At 33.1% G+C, this 18,814-nt stretch carries 20 protein-coding genes and 1 riboswitch; of the genes, 15 read left to right on the top strand and 5 right to left on the bottom strand.

Features of this window, described 5'->3' with window-relative positions; translation table 11 throughout:
• Positions 1-75 precede the first annotated feature (75 nt).
• Positions 76-1,485, top strand: coding sequence for an FAD-binding oxidoreductase (locus ACJTHF_RS08545; RefSeq protein WP_078354915.1), 1,410 nt, complete (start codon positions 76-78; stop codon positions 1,483-1,485).
• Entirely contained in the window at positions 1,475-2,731 is a 1,257-nt protein-coding gene (locus tag ACJTHF_RS08540; protein ID WP_078354914.1) for a (Fe-S)-binding protein, read from the top strand. The genes ACJTHF_RS08545 and ACJTHF_RS08540 overlap by 11 nt, the downstream gene beginning before the upstream one ends.
• Positions 2,732-3,056: 325 nt before the next feature.
• Here the strand turns inward: ACJTHF_RS08540 and deoD are convergent, their stop codons facing one another.
• On the bottom strand, positions 3,057-3,767 hold the full coding sequence (gene deoD, locus ACJTHF_RS08535; protein WP_025906394.1) for a purine-nucleoside phosphorylase: 711 nt from the start codon (positions 3,765-3,767) through the stop codon (positions 3,057-3,059).
• Positions 3,768-3,879: 112 nt separating this feature from the next.
• On the opposite strand from deoD, the gene ACJTHF_RS08530 reads away from it, so the two are divergent.
• The 5 genes from ACJTHF_RS08530 (at position 3,880) to ACJTHF_RS08510 (ending at position 8,492) form a co-directional block, all read left to right on the top strand.
• Complete coding sequence (locus ACJTHF_RS08530; RefSeq protein WP_078354913.1) at positions 3,880-4,818, top strand: sugar-binding transcriptional regulator; 939 nt, start codon at positions 3,880-3,882, stop codon at positions 4,816-4,818.
• Between the two features lie 82 nt (positions 4,819-4,900).
• Positions 4,901-5,563, top strand: a complete 663-nt coding sequence (deoC, locus tag ACJTHF_RS08525; protein WP_058591116.1) for a deoxyribose-phosphate aldolase — start codon at positions 4,901-4,903, stop codon at positions 5,561-5,563.
• 81 nt (positions 5,564-5,644) lie between these two features.
• A complete protein-coding gene (locus ACJTHF_RS08520; protein WP_058591115.1) occupies positions 5,645-6,946 on the top strand; it encodes a pyrimidine-nucleoside phosphorylase in 1,302 nt (433 codons plus the stop codon).
• A gap of 11 nt (positions 6,947-6,957) precedes the next feature.
• On the top strand, positions 6,958-8,142 hold the full coding sequence (gene deoB / locus ACJTHF_RS08515) for a phosphopentomutase (protein ID WP_058591114.1): 1,185 nt from the start codon (positions 6,958-6,960) through the stop codon (positions 8,140-8,142).
• Positions 8,142-8,492 (top strand): hypothetical protein, encoded by a 351-nt coding sequence (locus ACJTHF_RS08510; protein ID WP_232157234.1) that lies wholly within the window; start codon positions 8,142-8,144, stop codon positions 8,490-8,492. Before deoB ends, ACJTHF_RS08510 begins: the two co-directional genes overlap by 1 nt.
• Before the next feature lie 362 nt (positions 8,493-8,854).
• On the opposite strand, the gene ACJTHF_RS08505 is transcribed toward ACJTHF_RS08510, so the two are convergent.
• Positions 8,855-9,322: an S-ribosylhomocysteine lyase gene (locus ACJTHF_RS08505; protein ID WP_048540976.1), complete on the bottom strand. Its 468-nt coding sequence runs from the start codon at positions 9,320-9,322 to the stop codon at positions 8,855-8,857.
• A gap of 137 nt (positions 9,323-9,459) precedes the next feature.
• On the opposite strand from ACJTHF_RS08505, the gene ACJTHF_RS08500 reads away from it, so the two are divergent.
• The 6 genes from ACJTHF_RS08500 to ACJTHF_RS08475 all read left to right on the top strand — a co-directional run bounded on the left by ACJTHF_RS08500 (position 9,460) and on the right by ACJTHF_RS08475 (position 14,810).
• Positions 9,460-10,002, top strand: a complete 543-nt coding sequence (locus ACJTHF_RS08500; RefSeq protein ID WP_048540974.1) for a GrpB family protein — start codon at positions 9,460-9,462, stop codon at positions 10,000-10,002.
• 43 nt (positions 10,003-10,045) lie between these two features.
• Positions 10,046-10,145: riboswitch (SAM riboswitch) on the top strand.
• Positions 10,146-10,204: 59 nt separating this feature from the next.
• Positions 10,205-11,392 carry a M20 family metallopeptidase gene (locus ACJTHF_RS08495; protein ID WP_048540972.1) on the top strand — a complete coding sequence of 396 codons (1,188 nt, stop codon included), beginning with the start codon at positions 10,205-10,207 and terminating at the stop codon, positions 11,390-11,392.
• The gene (gene ldmS / locus ACJTHF_RS08490) at positions 11,389-12,582 is read left to right on the top strand and encodes an L-aspartate--L-methionine ligase LdmS (protein WP_084755841.1); all 1,194 of its coding nucleotides are present in this window, start codon (positions 11,389-11,391) and stop codon (positions 12,580-12,582) included. Before ACJTHF_RS08495 ends, ldmS begins: the two co-directional genes overlap by 4 nt.
• A 110-nt stretch (positions 12,583-12,692) precedes the next feature.
• The gene (locus ACJTHF_RS08485) at positions 12,693-13,340 is read left to right on the top strand and encodes a DUF2750 domain-containing protein (protein WP_243561573.1); all 648 of its coding nucleotides are present in this window, start codon (positions 12,693-12,695) and stop codon (positions 13,338-13,340) included.
• Between the two features lie 181 nt (positions 13,341-13,521).
• The gene (locus tag ACJTHF_RS08480) at positions 13,522-14,286 is read left to right on the top strand and encodes a hypothetical protein (RefSeq protein WP_058591109.1); all 765 of its coding nucleotides are present in this window, start codon (positions 13,522-13,524) and stop codon (positions 14,284-14,286) included.
• 2 nt (positions 14,287-14,288) lie between these two features.
• Positions 14,289-14,810, top strand: coding sequence for a hypothetical protein (locus ACJTHF_RS08475; RefSeq protein WP_058591108.1), 522 nt, complete (start codon positions 14,289-14,291; stop codon positions 14,808-14,810).
• 73 nt (positions 14,811-14,883) lie between these two features.
• Here the strand turns inward: ACJTHF_RS08475 and ACJTHF_RS08470 are convergent, their stop codons facing one another.
• Genes ACJTHF_RS08470 through coaW form a run of 3 tightly spaced genes read right to left on the bottom strand, consistent with a single transcriptional unit; the run spans position 14,884 to position 17,111 of the window.
• Entirely contained in the window at positions 14,884-15,654 is a 771-nt protein-coding gene (locus ACJTHF_RS08470) for a TrmB family transcriptional regulator (RefSeq protein ID WP_058591107.1), read from the bottom strand.
• An 11-nt stretch (positions 15,655-15,665) separates the two neighbouring features.
• On the bottom strand, positions 15,666-16,295 hold the full coding sequence (locus ACJTHF_RS08465; RefSeq protein WP_153653898.1) for a pentapeptide repeat-containing protein: 630 nt from the start codon (positions 16,293-16,295) through the stop codon (positions 15,666-15,668).
• Between the two features lie 18 nt (positions 16,296-16,313).
• Positions 16,314-17,111, bottom strand: coding sequence for a type II pantothenate kinase (gene coaW / locus ACJTHF_RS08460; protein WP_119650014.1), 798 nt, complete (start codon positions 17,109-17,111; stop codon positions 16,314-16,316).
• 150 nt (positions 17,112-17,261) lie between these two features.
• On the opposite strand from coaW, the gene ACJTHF_RS08455 reads away from it, so the two are divergent.
• Complete coding sequence (locus tag ACJTHF_RS08455; protein ID WP_232157231.1) at positions 17,262-17,870, top strand: CDP-alcohol phosphatidyltransferase family protein; 609 nt, start codon at positions 17,262-17,264, stop codon at positions 17,868-17,870.
• A complete protein-coding gene (locus tag ACJTHF_RS08450) occupies positions 17,867-18,805 on the top strand; it encodes a phosphatidate cytidylyltransferase (protein ID WP_232157223.1) in 939 nt (312 codons plus the stop codon). The genes ACJTHF_RS08455 and ACJTHF_RS08450 overlap by 4 nt, the downstream gene beginning before the upstream one ends.
• The last annotated feature ends 9 nt before the right edge of the window (positions 18,806-18,814 follow it).

Below are 18,814 nucleotides of genomic sequence, written 5' to 3'. Positions count from 1 at the left end.
AACGTATTCACATGAAATGAAAATTAAAGTAAACAGTGCTATCATGAATATAATTTCATATTGAGGGGGGATAACATGGAAGAACTCTATCATGCTTTAAAGAAACATTTAGATAATGGGCGCGTTTCTAGAGAAGTAGCGGATCTTTCAAGTTATAGTTTTGATGCTTCTTTCGGTGAATACATGCCTGATATTATTTGTCAGCCAATGTCTACTGAAGAAGTTGTGCATATTGTAAAGTTAAGTAATCAATATGACGTACCAATTTATCCAAGAGGTAGTGGTACAAGTTTAAGTGGGGGACCACTTGCAGTTCATGGTGGCATAGTATTGGACTTTTCAAGATGGGACAATGAAATCACAGTTTACGAAAATGATTTAATGATGGAAGTTTCACCAGGCGTTATCACTGAGAAAATTCATAAAATTGCTGAATCCTATGGATTGATGTATCCACCTGATCCATCCAGTTCTCGTGTTTCAACAATTGGGGGTAACTTAGCTGAAAATGCAGGTGGACCAAGATGCTTAAAGTATGGCGTGACGAAAGACTATGTTGTTGGATTAGAAGTCGTAACGGCCAATGGTGATGTGATTCACTGTGGTGGACGCACAGTAAAAAATGTTACAGGTTATGATATGACCAAATTAATTGTAGGGTCAGAAGGTACGCTCGGTATTATTACAAAAGCTACTTTACAATTGATACCTAAACCGATTGATACAAAGACGGCAATGTTGCAATTTGATGATTTCATTACATCAGGTGAAGCGGTATCTAAAATTTTAAGATCAGGTATATTACCTTCTAAAATCGAAATCATGGATAAATATTGTGTTGATGCTGTATTGTCGACACATCCAATTGAGAATGTGACGGCTGATGCTGAGTCAGTATTGTTAGTCGAATTAGATGGTCATCCTTTAGCACTTGAAGCAGAAATGAAAATCATCGAAGAAACATGTGCTGCGCTACCTGGCTGTAAAGTCATCATTGCTGAAGATGAAAAACAAGCATCTGAACTATGGGAAGTACGTAAACTTGTGTCACCAGCTATCGTAAAATTTGGACCGACAAAGATAAGCGAAGATACAAGTGTGCCGGTCAGTCAAATTCCAGCTTTCTTTGAAGAAATCGAAAGAATTCGACAAACTTATCAATTAAATCTAGTTGTGTTTGGGCATGCTGGAGATGGCAATTTACATCCTAATATTATTACGGATAAACGTAAGCCAGAAGAAATGAAACGAGCAGAAGAAGCAGTTGCTGAAATTTTTAAAGCTTCACTGAAATTAGGTGGTACATTAAGCGGTGAACATGGTATTGGATTGTTTAAAAAGCCATTTATGTATAACGAATTTGATGAAGCGGGCATGAAATTTATGAAAGATGTAAAACAAGCATTGGACCCTAATAATCGTCTGAATCCAGGTAAAATCTTTCCAGACGAGCATGAAAGGTTTGTGTTAGTCCATGACGAATAATCTAATCGAAAAATTAGCTTATGATGCAACTTTTGATTGTGTTCAATGTGGCTTTTGTTTACCGTCTTGCCCTACATATTTAACGATGAAAGAAGAAAAGCATTCTCCACGAGGTAGAATCAATCTTGTTAAATATGCAGTTGAAGGTAAAGCAGAACTTAAAGATTTAGATGAAGCGATTGATTTATGTTTAGGCTGTAGACAATGTGAAACAGTTTGTCCAACGAATGTTCAATATGGAGACATTTATGAATCGGCAGTCGAAGTATTAAGAGAAAAGCGCAATAAAAAATTAGACACACAAATCATGTCTGTATTTTTAGAACATCAATATATGTTAGATGTGATGTATAAAGGCTTGAAGCTCTATCATACGTCATTTGTTTCAAGCATTTTAAATAAGACAAATGCATTAAAATTACTACCAGAAAGATTAGGGAATATGGCGATGATTTTGCCACCAGTTCAAAAAGATAAGCGACCTTACCAAACACCATTTAGAACGAAAAAAACAACAATTGGCTTTTTCAGAGGTTGCATGATGGACTCATTTTTCTCACATATAAACGATCTTGCGATAAAAATTTTAGAAGCTCATAATATTCAAGTTGTAGAAATTAAACAACAAACATGTTGTGGCGCACTTCAACATCACGCAGGAGAAATGGATAAAGCAAGAAAATTAGCCAAACTAAATATTGAAGCGCTAGAAAAATACGATGTAGATTATTATGTCAATGCTATTGGTGGTTGTGGCGCTTCGTTAATAGAATATGATCATTTATTGAGAAATGAAGCGGAGTGGAAAGATAGAGCAGAACAGTTTGTCGATAAAGTGAGAGACATATCAGTTATATTAGAAGACATTGACTTAAATTTAGAACACCCGATCAATATACAAGCCACATATCAGCCATCATGTCACTTACAAAACGTACAACATGTATTCCATGAACCTGAAAAAGTAATCAACCAAATAAAAGGACTAACATATAAAGTATTACCTGAAAAAGACATCTGTTGCGGTTCAGCAGGTATATATAATATCGTGAATTATGATGCATCGATGGAAATCTTAAATCGAAAAATGAGTCACGTAAAAGAAATAGAGCCGCAATTAATCATCACATCAAATCCAGGCTGTCACTTGCAAATGTTGTTAGGTGTTAAAAATGAAGGATTAGAAGATAAAATACAAGTTAAACATATTGTAGAAGTCGTAGCAGAAGCATGTGGTATAGAATAATGAGGATGTTGAGATGATGGTAAGAGATGATTGGCGAGAGATGAGCGTGTTAGGGACAGAATTCTGAGAAATGTCCGTAAGAGGTATTGTTAGAGACAGAATTCTGAGAAATGTCCGTAAGAGTGGGCCCTCTAATTACCAGAATTCGGAATAATGGAAGTTACAGCCTTCTAACTACCAAAATTCGGGATAATGATAGTTAGCGACCTCTAATTATCTAACTTCTGGAAGTTAACGCAATCTATATAACTCCTTAACTATCACATATGAAAAGAGCTGAGACGGTAATCATCGTCTCAGCTCTCTTTTTATGCTTATTAATATATTATTCTGCGATTTCTAATGCAATTTCCATCATTTGTGTAAATGAATTTTGTCTTTCTTCTGCTGTTGTTGCTTCATCTCTTAATAAGTGGTCACTTACTGTGAAGATACCTAATGCTTTTTTACCAGCTGCAGCGGCATTTACATATAATCCAGCTGATTCCATTTCAACGCCTAAGATACCTAATCTTGCCCATTTGCTTGTTACTTCTGAATCTGCATTATAGAAAATATCACTTGAGAAGATATTACCTACGTGTGATGTTGCGCCGATTTCGTCTGCTTTGTTTTTAGCGCTTGCTACTAAGCCGAAGTCTGCGATTGGTGCGAAGTAACCTGGCACGTTGAATTGATCAACATAACGAGAGTTTGTGGATGCACCTTGAGCGATAATAATATCGTATAAGTTGATATCTTCTTGCATAGCACCACATGATCCGATACGAATAATTGTGTCTACGTCAAAGAAATTATAAAGTTCATAAGAATAAATACCGATTGAAGCGATACCCATACCTGAACCCATAACAGAAACTTCTTTACCTTTATAAGTTCCTGTGTAACCTAACATATTTCTTACATCGTTGAATTGTTCTACATTTTCTAAAAAGTTTTCAGCGATAAATTTAGCACGTAATGGATCCCCCGGCATTAGTACTGTTTTTGCGATTTTTACACCATTTGGTTGAATATGTGGTGTCCCTTGAGTCATAACTATCTTCTCCTTTAAATAAAATATAAGTTTTTTCATCTTAAAGATAACATTTGTTTAAATTTTTTGCGAATTTTTGTACGATAAGAGTGAAAGAAAGTGGTGAATAGGGATGGATTTACAAAAGAACAAGGATAGTATCAAGATTGCAAAGCTATATTATCAAGAAGGTTTGAGTCAAGAAGCGATTGCGAAAAAGTTAAATATTTCAAGACCAACTATATCAAGATTATTGAATCATGCTAAAAATCAAGGCTTTGTGACGATTAAAATTGATGACCCTTATCAAGATGCAGAAAGTTTAGCTTCACTTTTAAAAGCGAAATACAATTTAAAAGATTGTGTTGTTGAACATGCATCTTATAACGATTATTCAAATATTCAAACGGCAATTGGTAAAAAGACTGCTGAATATTTAAATAAAATTGTGAAAAGTGGGGATAATATTGGTATAAGTTGGGGTAAAACGATGTATCAAGTCTCTCAATATCTAGAACAAAGTCATTATAAAGATATTGGTATTATTCAGTTGAAGGGCGGTATTAGTTTTTCAGATGTTGACACGAGAAGTCATCAAATTCTAGAAAGATTTGCTCAAGCTTATAATGCGACACCGAGAGATTTACCGTTACCCGTTATTTTTGATGTAAAAGAAGTTAAAGATATGGTTGAAAAAGACAGACATATTAAATCAATACTCGATCAAGGTAGACAAGTTGACGTTGCGATTTTTACTGTAGGAACTGTAAGAGATTCTTCCCTATTATTTAAACTTGGATTTTTGAGTGAAGAAGAAAAAGAAAGGCTTAAAAAATCAGCAGTAGGTGATATTTGTTCAAGATTTTATAATAGCAAAGGAGAAGTAGCAGACGAAGCTATTAATAATCGAACGATAGGTATTGAACTTGATGCGTTAAAAGGTATAGAACATTCAGTATTAGTTGCTGGAGGTGAGCATAAAATCGCTTCTATTAGAGGTGCACTTGAAGGTAAATTGAGTAATATTTTAATTACGGATCAATACACTGCACAGGCGTTATTAGATTGTTGAACAATATTTCAGTTATAGTTTTACAAATGTTCAACAACATTATATAATAGAGTTAATCAAAAAAATATTAGGAGGATTCAACATGTCATTAGCTAAATATATCGATCACACAGCATTAAAACCAGATACGACTTTGGAACAAATTGACGCTTTATTAAGTGAAGCGAAAGAATATGGATTCAAATCAGTATGTGTCAATCCTACACACGTTGCACATGCCAAGAAAGCATTAGAAGGGACAGATGTACTTGTATGTACAGTAATCGGATTCCCTCTTGGAGCTAACACAAGTGAAGTTAAAGCATTTGAAACAGAAGATGCAATTAAAAAAGGTGCTTCAGAAGTAGATATGGTTATCAACATTGGTGCATTAAAAGACGGCAGAGATGAAGATGTTAAAAAAGATATCGAAAGTGTTGTTTCAGCAGCTAACGGTGTAACAACTAAAGTTATCATTGAAACTTCATTATTAACAGATGCTGAAAAAGTGAGAGCATGTGAACTTGCTGTTGCAGCAGGTGCAGATTTTGTTAAAACTTCAACAGGATTTTCAACTGGTGGTGCGACTGCAGAAGATATTAAATTAATGCGTGAAACAGTTGGTCCTGATATAGGCGTAAAAGCATCAGGCGGTATCCGTTCATACGAAGATGTTAAAACAATGATAGATAATGGTGCAACACGTATTGGTGCTTCAGCAGGCGTTAAAATTTTAAAAGGTGAAGCGTCAGATTCAGATTACTAAAATTAATGGTACTTGAAATAGTACCTTTAATTTTCAAGATTAAGGTAAGCGTATTCATACAAAAATTGGAGGGTATTAACGATGAGAATGGTTGATGTAATTGCAAAGAAACGTGACGGGAAAGAATTAACGAAAGAAGAAATTGAATTTTTTGTTAAAGGATATACTACAGGCGATATTCCGGATTACCAAGCGTCTAGTTTAGCAATGGCTATATATTTTCAAGATATGACAGATGAAGAACGTGCAAACTTAACAATGGCAATGGTTGAATCAGGGGATCAAATTGATTTATCTGAAATTGAAGGTATTAAAGTTGATAAGCATTCTACAGGTGGTGTAGGTGATACAACTACACTTGTACTTGCACCTTTAGTAGCAGCATTAGACGTACCAGTCGCAAAAATGAGTGGACGTGGTTTAGGTCATACAGGTGGTACAATTGATAAACTTGAAGCAGTTGAAGGGTTCCATGTTGAAATTAGTGAACAAGAATTTATTGATTTAGTGAATAAAGATAAAGTAGCCGTAATCGGTCAAACAGGTAACTTAACACCTGCAGATAAAAAGCTATACGGCTTACGAGATGTAACAGGTACAGTTAATTCAATTCCATTAATTGCATCTTCAATTATGAGCAAGAAAATTGCAGCAGGTGCTGATGCGATTGTCTTAGATGTTAAGACTGGTGCAGGTGCATTTATGAAGACGATTGAAGATTCTGAGTTACTTGCACATGCAATGGTTAAAATCGGGAATAATGTAGGTAGAAATACAATGGCGATTATTTCTGATATGAGCCAACCTTTAGGAAGAGCAATTGGTAACGGCTTAGAAGTGAAAGAAGCTATCGATACATTAAAAGGTGAAGGTCCAGAAGATTTAACGGAACTTGTATTAACTTTAGGTTCTCAAATGGTTGTATTAGCTAAGAAAGCTGAAACTTTAGATGAAGCGAGAGAAAAACTTTTAGAAGTGATTCATAACGGTAAAGCTTTAGAAAAATTCAAAGTATTCCTTGAAAATCAAGGTGGAGACGGTTCTGTAGTAGATGACGTAACGAAATTACCACAAGCTCAATATACTTTCGAAGTTAAAGCTGAAACTTCAGGTTACGTATCACATATCGTTGCAGATGAAATTGGTGTTGCTTCAATGCTTTTAGGTGCAGGAAGAGCAACAAAGGATGATATAATTGACTTAGCAGTTGGTTTAGTATTAAATAAAAAAGTTGGCGATAAAGTTGAAGCGGGTGAATCGTTAGTAACGATTTACGCAAATCAAGAAGATGTTAAAGATGTAGAAGCTAAAATTTTAGAAAACATCACAATTTCTGACGAACAAGTTAAACCAACATTAATTCATAAAGTGATTACAGATTAGGAGTGTGTCAAATGACAAACCGATTTAAACGTATTCATTTAATCGTAATGGATTCAGTAGGTATTGGTGAAGCACCAGACGCTAAAGCATTTGGTGACGAAGGTTCTCATACATTAAAACATACACTTGAAGGTTTTAATGAAACATTACCAAACTTAGAAAAATTAGGATTAGGCAATATAGCAGACTTACCAGTAGTTCAAAAAGTATCAAATCCAGAAGCATTCTATACTAAATTAAGTGAAGCTTCAGTTGGTAAAGATACAATGACTGGACATTGGGAAATCATGGGTCTAAATATTGATAAACCTTTTAAAGTCTATCCAGAAGGCTTCCCAGAAGAATTGGTAGAAGAAATTGAATCAATTACTGGTAGAAAAGTTGTTGCAAATAAACCAGCATCAGGTACTGCAATTATCGATGAATATGGCAAGCATCAAATGGAAACTGGAGATTTAATTGTATATACATCTGCAGATCCAGTGCTACAAATTGCAGCACATGAAGATATCATTCCTTTAGAAGAATTATATGATATTTGTGAGAAAGTAAGAGAGCTGACGAAAGATCCTAAATATCTAATAGGAAGAATTATTGCACGTCCATACGTTGGCGAACCAGGTAACTTCACTAGAACATCAAACAGACATGATTATGCATTGAAACCATTTGGTAAAACAGTTATGAATACTTTAAAAGATGCTGATTACGATGTCATTGCAATCGGTAAAATTAATGATATTTATGATGGTGAAGGTGTTACAAAAGCTATTAGAACGAAAGACAACATGGATGGTATGGATCAATTAATCGATGTTGTGAAAAGTGATTTCACTGGAATCAGTTTCTTAAACTTAGTTGACTTCGATGCATTATATGGTCATAGAAGAGATAAAGAAGGTTATGCAAATGCAATTAAAGACTTTGATAACCGATTAGAAGACTTACAAGCAGTATTAAATGAAGATGACTTAGTCATTATTACAGCTGACCACGGTAACGATCCAACTGCTCCAGGAACAGATCATACACGTGAATATGTACCATTATTAATGTATAGTCCAAGTATTAAAGAATATCATGAACTATCAGGTGATGATACATTCAGTTCAATTGGTGCAACAATAGCAGATAACTTTAATGTGACGTTACCTGAATTCGGTAAAAGCTATTTAAATGAGATGGGGATTAAGTAATGAATATAGTTAGACGATTATTTGGAATAGGATTTTCATTTGCAGGTGTGATGCATTTTGTGAGATCAGAAGGTTTTGAAGCAATCGTTCCAAACTATTTACCATTTAAAAAAGCGATTGTTTGGATAACAGGTGTGATGGAAATCGTATTTGGTATCATGTTAATTATCAAAAAACCAAGTAGCTTAATGAAAAAATTAATCGAATGGTTCTTACTAGCTGTATTTCCAGCGAATGTTTATATGGCGCAAAAGAACATCCCATTAAACGGTAAACAATTACCAAAATGGGCATTGTGGGGTAGATTACCACTACAATATGTGATGATTAAACTAGTACGAAAAATGTAATTTTTATATAGAAAGAGTTTGGGATATCGTATCCCAAACTCTTTTTTTATGTGAGGGTAAGTGTGATGTATGGATTAGGTGAATATTATGTTGGTGAGTTAGGTGTTAGTTGTCGTTATTAGCAAGTTTGGTGAGAAGTGCAAATAAGGAACTCCTTGTTTACAATTCGACCGAGATTTGTAATTATGGCGTTCCATAGTAACACTTCGGCCGAGATTTGTAATTAACGCCCACATTATAAACAAGTTTGGGCAGAAGTGTTCACAACGCCCCCGTTATGAACAAGTTTGCTCAGAAGTGCCCGCAACGCACCGACATTTCAACATAAAAAAGCCCAGGATTCATGTCCTGGGCTTTCCTCATTAATCTTCTTTAAAGATATTTTTCCAATTATCGCGTTCTGCTAAAAATTCTGTTGCTAATTGTTGTGCGCCTTCTAATGAATGACTTGCTGCCCAACCGCATTGTACTTCGTTACATGCTGGGACTTCTGTTGCTTGTTCTACATCTTTAAGTGTTGCTTCTAATATAGCAAGTACGTCATCATAATCGTCATGATTGATGAATGATGCATAAAATCCTGTTTGACATCCCATTGGACTAACATCTACCACTTTATCTGTATGGTTTCTAATGTTCTCAGCCATTAAATGTTCTAGGGAATGTAATGCAGGCATTTCCATATGTTCTTTGTTAGGTTGTTTAAATCGAATATCATATTTATGGATAACATCACCATTTTGTCCTTCTTTGATTCCCGCAAGTCTCACAAATGGTGCGTCTACTATCGTATGATCTAAATTAAAACTTTCAACATTCATTTTTGTCATGAAGATTCCTCCTTTGATTTCGGCATCATTATATCAAGTTAATTTTGAAAAAACAATCAATTCAGATTTCTTTTACTTTCTTTCTATGTTACTTTATAAGATAATATTAATAAATTATTCTGAAATTAGGTGATGAGATGGAGCGATTACGTGTAGTCCCATACGACAGTATATGGCAACACCTTTTTCTTGAAGAGAAAAAATATTTACAGTCGTTATTGAAAGAACATAGTATCAGCATTGAACATATAGGATCAACGGCTATTCCTGGATTATCTGCGAAGCCGATTATAGATATATTAATAGTTGTAAAAGATAGTAAATCGATTGATGAATTTACACATGAATTATCAGGTTTAGGATATGAATCTAAAGGAGAACGTGGTGTTATCGGTAATCGATATTTCAAAAAATATGATCAATACGGTGCAGTTTCTCACCATTTACATATTTATGATGAAGGTAGCCCACATATTTTAAGATTATTATCTTTTAGGGATTATTTAAGAACATTCAATGGTGAAAGAGAAAGATATAGTCGACTAAAGCACGACTTAGTGATTGAATTTCCTGATGATAGTGAACAGTACTATAAAGGCAAAGACAGCATGATTAAAGAATTTGAGAAAAAAGCAGAAAAATGGTACTTAAATTCCAATGATATTGCAACAAATCATTGACATATCCGAGTTAGACAGTTAGAATTAAATTCAAATTTCATACGAATTATCAAGAGAGACTGAGGGAAGGGCCCGATGAAGTCCAGCAACCTCCCATAATGGAAAGGTGCCAATTCCTGCAGTTTGTTACTGGAAGATAAAAGAACGATTGGCGCACTCCTTACAAAGTAGTGCGCTTTTATATTGGAAAGGTGAATCATTAATGAGTAACTTATCGCAAAATATTATTAATTATATAGAACAAAATAGACATTTATATTTATCAATGAGTCATCAAATTCATGAACGTCCTGAGTTAGGTAATGAAGAAGTATTTGCATCACGTTTATTAAGCGACCAATTAAAGAATCATCATTTTAAGATAGAGAAGAATATTGCGAAACATCCGACAGGTTTCATTGCAACGTATGACTCAGGAAAAGAAGGTCCAACTATTGCATATTTAGCAGAATATGATGCATTACCTGGTCTTGGTCATGCGTGTGGTCATAATATTATTGGAACCTCAAGTGTGTTAGCAGGTATCAGTTTGTCTAAAGTGATTGATCAAATCGGTGGCAAAGTTGTCGTGTTAGGTTGTCCTGCTGAAGAAGGAGGTATTAATGGTAGTGCTAAAGCAACTTATGTGAAAGCTGGGATTATCGATAATATTGATATTGCACTAATGGTTCATCCTGGCCATGAGACTTACGTGACAGTGCCTTCATTAGCTGTAGATGTATTTGATGTTAAATTCTATGGACGAAGCGCTCATGCCTCTGAAAATGCTTTTGAAGCGGTTAATGCGTTAGATGCTATGTTATCTTTCTTTAATGGCGTGAGCATGTTAAGACAACAAATTAAAAAGACAGATAAAGTACACGGCGTTATATTAAATGGAGGTGAAGCAGCGAATATTATTCCTGATTTTACACATGCCCGTTTCTACACACGTGCCACTTCACGTAAAGAATTAGATATCCTTACTGATAAAGTGAGGAAAATAGCTGAAGGTGCAGCTATACAAACGGGTGGTACATACGAATTAAGACCAATCCAAAATGGTGTGAATGAATTCGTTATTAATAAGCCTCTAGACGAATTATTTAGAAAGCACGCTGAACAAGTTGGCGAAGAAGTCATTGATGACGATTTTGGTTTTGGTTCTACAGATACGGGGAATGTAAGTCATATCGTACCGACTATACACCCACACATTAAAATTGGACCATCTAATTTAGTCGGCCATACGAAAGAATTTTGCCAAGCTGCTGCAAGTACAAAGGGTGATAAGGCATTAATTAATGGTGCGAAAATATTGGCCTCAATGGGATTAGAACTTATAGAGAATGTATCCCTTAGAAATGAAATCATTGAGCATCATCAAACATTAAGGGAGAACTTGTTATGAAAAAAGAATATAGGAAACCACTCAATTTAACGTTAAGAGATTTATATGAAGAAGATATTGTATATAATGCGAGACCTTCTTATGAAGATAATCCTTGGTTAAAAGCTGAAGAAGCACAATCTAATTTTTTAACAGCAAGAGAAATGATTATTAGTAACATGCCCATGATCGTTCATGAAGCATGTTTAACAGATAATGTTAAAAGAATTTTAAAATTAGTAAATGTGGATATTCCGAGCAATATATATACTTTTAAAGATAGAACGCAATATGAACATTTACTACAACAGTTAACTGCTGAAAATAAAAAAATATTCTTCCAATATATACATGGTCAACATTTATGTAAAGATGAAGAATATGCAGTTTATAAACCTAAATTTATAGATTTAAATAATAAATCGAAAATTGAACAATGGACGGGTGGTAAATATTTACCGAAACGAGAAATTGTGAAAGCAGAAGAATTTGAAGCAGCTATTCAAAACTGGGATTTACCATTGGTCATTAAACCGGGAGACGAATTACCTACAGCAGGTGGGTATGGTGTAATGATTTGTTATAATGAAGCAGATTTAAAGAAAGCAACAAATAGAATTAAAGAAGCATCTGATACAAAATACATTATCATCGAACAATTTATTGAAGAAATTGAGAATTATTGTGTTCAATACGTATATAGTGAAAAGACGGGTATACAATATATAGGTGCTGTAAAACAGCTTACAGATAAATATGGCTTCTACAATGGTAATGTTAATTCGAATCAAGTACCACAAAGCGTGATTGAGGCTGGATACGAAATAATGAAAAACGGTGTTGAATATGGTTATAAAGGAGTTTCAGGCTTTGATCTTCTAGTAGATAAAAACCATGACGTATATGCGATTGATTTAAACTTCAGACAAAATGGTTCAACAAGTATGTTATTACTTAAAGATCGCTTGCATGAAGGTTTTCATAAATTTCTAAGTTATCATTCCACAGGCGATAACACACATTTCATCAATACAATTGAACAATTCATCAAAAATGGACATCTCTATCCTCTTGCATACTATGATGGTGACTATTTCGGTAAAGACAACGTAAAATCAAGATTTGTTGGAATTTGGCATGCAGAAACTGAAGAAAAGGCATTAGAACAAGAGCAACTATTTCTAGATGCATTAAGTAGTCAAATTGAATAAAAAATTTTTTACAATTTAACTTAATTTATATTGACTTATACCTTATACGTATAATATATTTTATTGGGATTAAATATAAAGAAAAGGGTGGTAGAATGGCTATCCAGGATATGTCTAAATTTAAACAAATATTAACAAAAGAAAGATTTTATGTTGTGCTGAATGACCGTAAAATATTAAGAGACAATGATACAGATTACCGTCTTATTTGGTCAACGAAAGAAAGTGCAGAGTCATATTTGAAATCGTATGAAATTACTAAATACGATAAAATTATGGAGTTAGATTTAGATAGATTTGTTACATATGAAATGGATGATATCCTTGATGAAGGCGATCAATTCATTGTAGACAAATCCGAAGATAATGAAGGGTTAACAGTAGAAGCAATTCCATTCATAGAAGAAATCATGAGTGAATTAGATGATATCCGAATAGAAGAATTTGCAGAAGACATTTGCAACGAAAGCTATGTATACGGGTTAACAGTTAAAGGACAAAAACAATTTATTATCGTATCAGAAGAAGATGCAAGTCTACCAAACATGATGACAGTCTGGAGTACGCGTAAATTAGCAGAAAAAGTACATCGTGATGACTTTGAAGAATACGATATTATTGAAGTAGAAACAGAAGTCTTTGAAGAATGGTTAGAAGACTTGAAACAAGAAGACATCGCATTAGGAATCAACTTAAAATCAGGCATGATCGGTACAGTAACAGATCCAAAAGCCATTTTAAACGCAATGCCTTGTTAAATAATTAAATAAATAATTGTAATTAAAAAAGACGCTCGCTATAAAGCAAGCGTCTTTTTTTGTCTTTCGAATTAATTGCAATTAATTAATAATATAATATTATTCGATTGTTGTAAAAATATTAACTGGAGGTTATAATAAATCAAAAAATGGTAAATTATAGTAATTGGAGGCGGTTGATATGTTAAAGTACTTAAAATTAATCATTTATAAATGGCAATTTATCATTTCTTTTCTTCTATTATGTTCAATATCCATTATTCATTTGTGGAATGTCAAAATAGAGCATGGAGAATATCAACTACTAGAGTATACACCTTACACAGAAAATATCATGATTAATGGTGACTCATTATTATCTATTTTATATGTAGGGATTATGCCATTACTCATTTCAATTGGCGTTAGTACGTTATTTTATAAATTAAATTTAAAATCAAAGTTCAAGACATTAATTTATTCGAGTTTCGTATCGTTTATTATGGTAACTTTACCGCTTTTAATAAACTTTTTAGGAATGTTTATGATTTTACCGAATATAAAACCTGATATTGTATTTAAACAATTCGGGGGCATTTTTTCAGATAACCCAATGATCATTTCTTTGTATTATGATTATCCAACAATATTTATATTATCATTAATTGTGTTTGTAGGTTTATGGGGCATAGTAACAAACGTATTCTCAATATCATTACTATTATATTTTGGGGAGAAGGTTATTGTTAAGTTCATACCTTTCATTCTTCAAACACTATTTTATGCGATTACTGAATTCATGATAGTCGATATAATTGTATCGCCTATACATTTCTTATTAATATCATATGGTATATATAATTCACAATTTTTACCGAGTTTATTCTGTATATCGATTTATCTTGTATTGATTGCATACATATATAGATTAAGCAGCGAAGAAAAAGTCATCAAAGTAGGTGAATAATTATGAAAAAAACACTCATCATTACCGTTTTAGTCGTTCTAATTATCAGTATTGGTTCAATAGGCTATCGTCAATATGTAAAGGCAAATGAAACATTTACTGACTATGCATTAACAAAAGAGAAAATCCAATTAAACCATGATCATGAAATAAGTGTAGGAAAGTTAAAAATCAGTAATTTAGATGCGAATACTGTTAGTAATGAGTTAACAATTAATATGGATATGACCATTTTGAAAAATAAGGGATCAAAATATGAATTTGAAAAAAACTTAGATGGAGCTTTCAATTTATTTGTTGATGATTTATATGATACAAGTAGCGGAAAATATGAATTGAAAAATAGTAAATATAAAACAACTAGTGAGACTTATGATAAATATGAAGCTCATTTAAGTTTTAGCACTAAACTTGATAATATTAAAGGTAAACATAAATTGGAACTCGTTTACCTCGACCGTAATGGTCATAAGTTGAAGAAATTATATTTACCGATTCGTGTTGACGGTGGGAAGATTGTTTGATACATTATTAGTAACTACTAAGGTAGTTACTACATCCCAACGTAGTAAAATCATTTATCCCAAATAATAACCCTTAAGAGAAAAAGGTTTTTCTCTTAAGGGTTATTTCGTCTTCTATATCTTCTTCAAATTTACTAATATATTTATTGACTAAGACGTCATGCCAAATGTAGTCTTTCATCATTTTTATTTGTGTGTGGTCATAACTGATATAAGCACGCATATTTGATTCTGCTGTTTGTCCGTAAATCATGTGTTCATCATCTACGATTACGACAAATGGTTTAAGTGCTAATGAACTTTTGACGTAGTTTGTATAACGATGATTGATAAGATCATAGCCGGGTTGGTCGACTTGGAATGTGATTCCTTGAATATGGATATCTTCTGAGACATGGTTTGTTAAGATGTCATATAAGTCTGGCCATATTGAAACGGTTATTTGTCTTTTAGCTTGTTTAATAGCAGATGTTACGGTATTGATGATTGTTGATTCATTTGTTAAGACTTCTATTTGAATAGGTGCAGTGTCTGTTACGATATTTAATTTATTGATTTCTTGTTCAAGTTGAAGGAGTTCTTCATTTTGCTTTTTTTCAAATAGTTGAATGGTTTGTTTTGGTGATAGGGCATAGTAGTATTTCTTTTGGTCTTGTAAATTGAAATAGGCAAGTCCTTGTTCATCAAGTTTATTGAGCGCTTCATAAATTTTTGAACGTGGTACGCTTGATATTTCACTTAGTTTATAAGCTGTTATGCCTGGATTTTGAACAAGGGCGATATAAGCCTTAGAGCCATATTCACTTAATCCAAAGCGTTTTAAAATGTCTATCATTTGATTCATATTGTCACCTTCTAGTTTGATGTTACGTTAACCCCGAATAACGGAAGTATATCATATGCTTGATATTCAGAAACTGTTGCACCTTTTAAGTCGTTAGGTTGTACAACAAGTTGTTCAATTGTATTGGACGATAAATCAATGTCTTTTAAGGATGTTTCAACAACTTCAAGAGATTCTAATGCACATCTTTCAATTGCGACAGATTTTTGTGTACAGAATGAAAGGTATGTTTCTGACATTTGATTATCGTTAAATAACACGTGATCTAAGTTACAATTTTGAAATTGACTCATTTTTAACTGACAATTAGAAAATTGTACATGCTTAAGTTTAACATCTGTAAAGTTAGCACCGATCATACGACAATCTTTGAAGTGTATTCTATTAAGAGAGGCTTCGCTAAATATACAGTTTGAAAGATCGCATCCTTTAAATATAATATCTAATCCGTGAATTTTAGTGAAATCAACAGATTCAAATGTACATTGATTGAAATACATTGTATCGATTTGACTTGTTTCTTCATCTAACTGAATCAATGCTTTATCAAAGTATAAGTCATACGAAGATTGATAGAGTGTTACATCATTTTCTTCCTCATATTCAAATTGATTGCGTAGTTTAGGTTCTATAATTTTCATATTAATGCTCCTTAATGTTTAACAATATATTGAACCGAGCGCCCCTGAAAATTCACCATTTTCAATGAAGTATGGTTTTAGACCTCTTAAAATCGTGTAATCAACGACGATGTTTTTGAGTAGTTCATTTTTATCAAATGAAGATCCAATAAACACAACGTTTTCTGTATTGTACTGTCTTGCGGCATGAATGGATACAGTTGTGACTGTTTCTCCCACAATGCCCATTACAGCTGCTAAGCGATCAGCATTTGGAAATGCATCATTCATATGTTGTAATACATGTCCAAAGTTAGCAGCAGTTAATTCTCCAGAAATAGGGGTGTTATCACCTTTATAAATATGTTTAACTTTTAAATCTATTTTATCTCGATCCCCATTTAAAGCTGTTTGAACAAGTTCATCATAATCACTAATTTGAGTCAGTAAATAACTTAAACCTTGTATCATACCACCACCAGCTCCTGTACCACCTGCACGTTCTTGATGCTCAGTAGTAGCGTAATGAATAGAAGTACCTGTACCGACATTCGAGAATATATATGTTTGAAGATCTATATTGTTTTCTTTTAAAAATATTTGAATTCCTTTATAAGTCGCATCAAATTCAATACTACGTTTCGCTTGATGTTTAATGCATGAGTCTAAGTATTGTGCTTTACCACCTGTAATCGATACTTGAACATCATCTAATTGATTTAACCAATCTGCAACTTGATCAATGTCAGTTGCTAACCATTTTTGATACGTTCTTTCATTATTTAATTCAGTTACGACTTTAATTAAAGTACCACCTGCATCAATACCAATTTTCACACGAACACCTCATCTAGAAAAGTAAATAATTATCGTTATTATACTATAAAAAATTGTATATGATAAATTAATGGTTTTTAGAAATATATTGCAAAAATCGTATAATTACATGATAAGATGATACCAAGTATAAATGAGGGAGGTTATATTTTGATTAGCATATACGAAATAAAGCCGAAATTTCAGCAACTATTAATGCCTATCGTTGACTGGATGAGAAAAATCGGAATGACACCAAATCAAGTTACAATATTAGCATTAGTGTTATCTATTTTAACCGGGATTATTTTAAGTATATTTCATGACAACAAATGGATATTTATTTTAATGCCCATTTTGATGTTTGTGAGAATGGCTTTAAATGCAATTGATGGTGTAATGGCAAAAAGATATCAAATGAAATCTCATTTAGGGTTATTGTTGAATGAATTAGGGGATGTTATAAGTGATTTATTTCTATTTATACCATTCGTGTTTATTGCTGAAGATTATGGAATAGGTATTATGTTGTTTATCAGTTTATCAATCATTAGTGAAATGGCTGGTGTAACTGTTCGAGTGATAGGTAGTTCAAGAAGATATGACGGTCCGATGGGTAAAAGTGACCGAGCATTTATTGTAGGTTTCATCAGTTTCTTGATTTTTGTTCATTTAAATATCATTCCTTATTTACATTTTGTGTTTTACGTTTGTTCAATACTCATGTTAATCAATATATATAATCGAATAACAAATGGGTTGAAGGAGGTTAAATCATGAACTTAGGGAAGATATCTTCAGAAATGCTGATTGTTATGATTGGGGTATTTATCGTACTCGTATTATCCAGTTTGATTAGTATTTATTTAACGAAACGATATCCTGAAAAAGACTTCACTGAAATTAGATTAAGAATTAAATCATGGTGGAGTATGTGTATTATCTTTACAATCGCCTTAGTCATTCACTCTACTATGTCATTGATTTTTCTTGGCTTACTTTGTTTTTTAGCTTTGAAAGAGTACTTTTCTCTAATACCTACGAATCGTAGACATAGAGCTGTATTATTCTGGGCGTACTTATCTATACCGATTCAATTTACATTTATCTATTTTGGGTTTTATGGCATGTTTATTATTTTTATACCGGTATATATGTTCTTATTTATACCGATACAAGCTATATTGATAGGTGAAACAAAAGGGTTTTTACAATCAATGGGATCTGTACAATGGGGCATGATGTTGATGGTGTTTAGTTTAAGTCATTTAGCATATTTAATTGTCTTACCTGGAGAAAAAAGTTCAGTACCCGGTGCGAGCCTCGTTTTATTTTTAGTTATATTAACGCAAGCAAATGATGTTTTTCAATTTCTGTTTGGTAAAGCATTTGGTAAACACAAAATTGTACCTAAAGTGAGTCCGAACAAGACTTGGGAAGGTTTTGTTGGAGGGGTTATTTCAACGACAATTCTATCGTTATGTTTAGCACCATTATTAACGCCATTTACATTATTAGGCATGATTGTAGCAGGTTTATATATTAGTATTATGGGATTTGTGGGAGATGTGAATATTTCAGCTTTAAAAAGAGATTTAAATATTAAAGATACTTCTCAAACAATACCAGGTCATGGCGGTATTTTGGATAGAGTAGATTCTTTAACGTACACAGCACCACTCTTCTTCCACTTTGTAAGGTTCTTTTACTTTTAAGGGGTGAAC

Origin of the sequence: Mammaliicoccus sp. RAM2 (assembly GCF_045897195.1) — a bacterium.
GTDB classification, from domain to species: domain Bacteria; phylum Bacillota; class Bacilli; order Staphylococcales; family Staphylococcaceae; genus Mammaliicoccus; species Mammaliicoccus sciuri.
The sequence above is the reverse complement of the archived record's forward strand: the minus strand, read 5'-3'. Positions and strand labels throughout refer to the sequence as shown.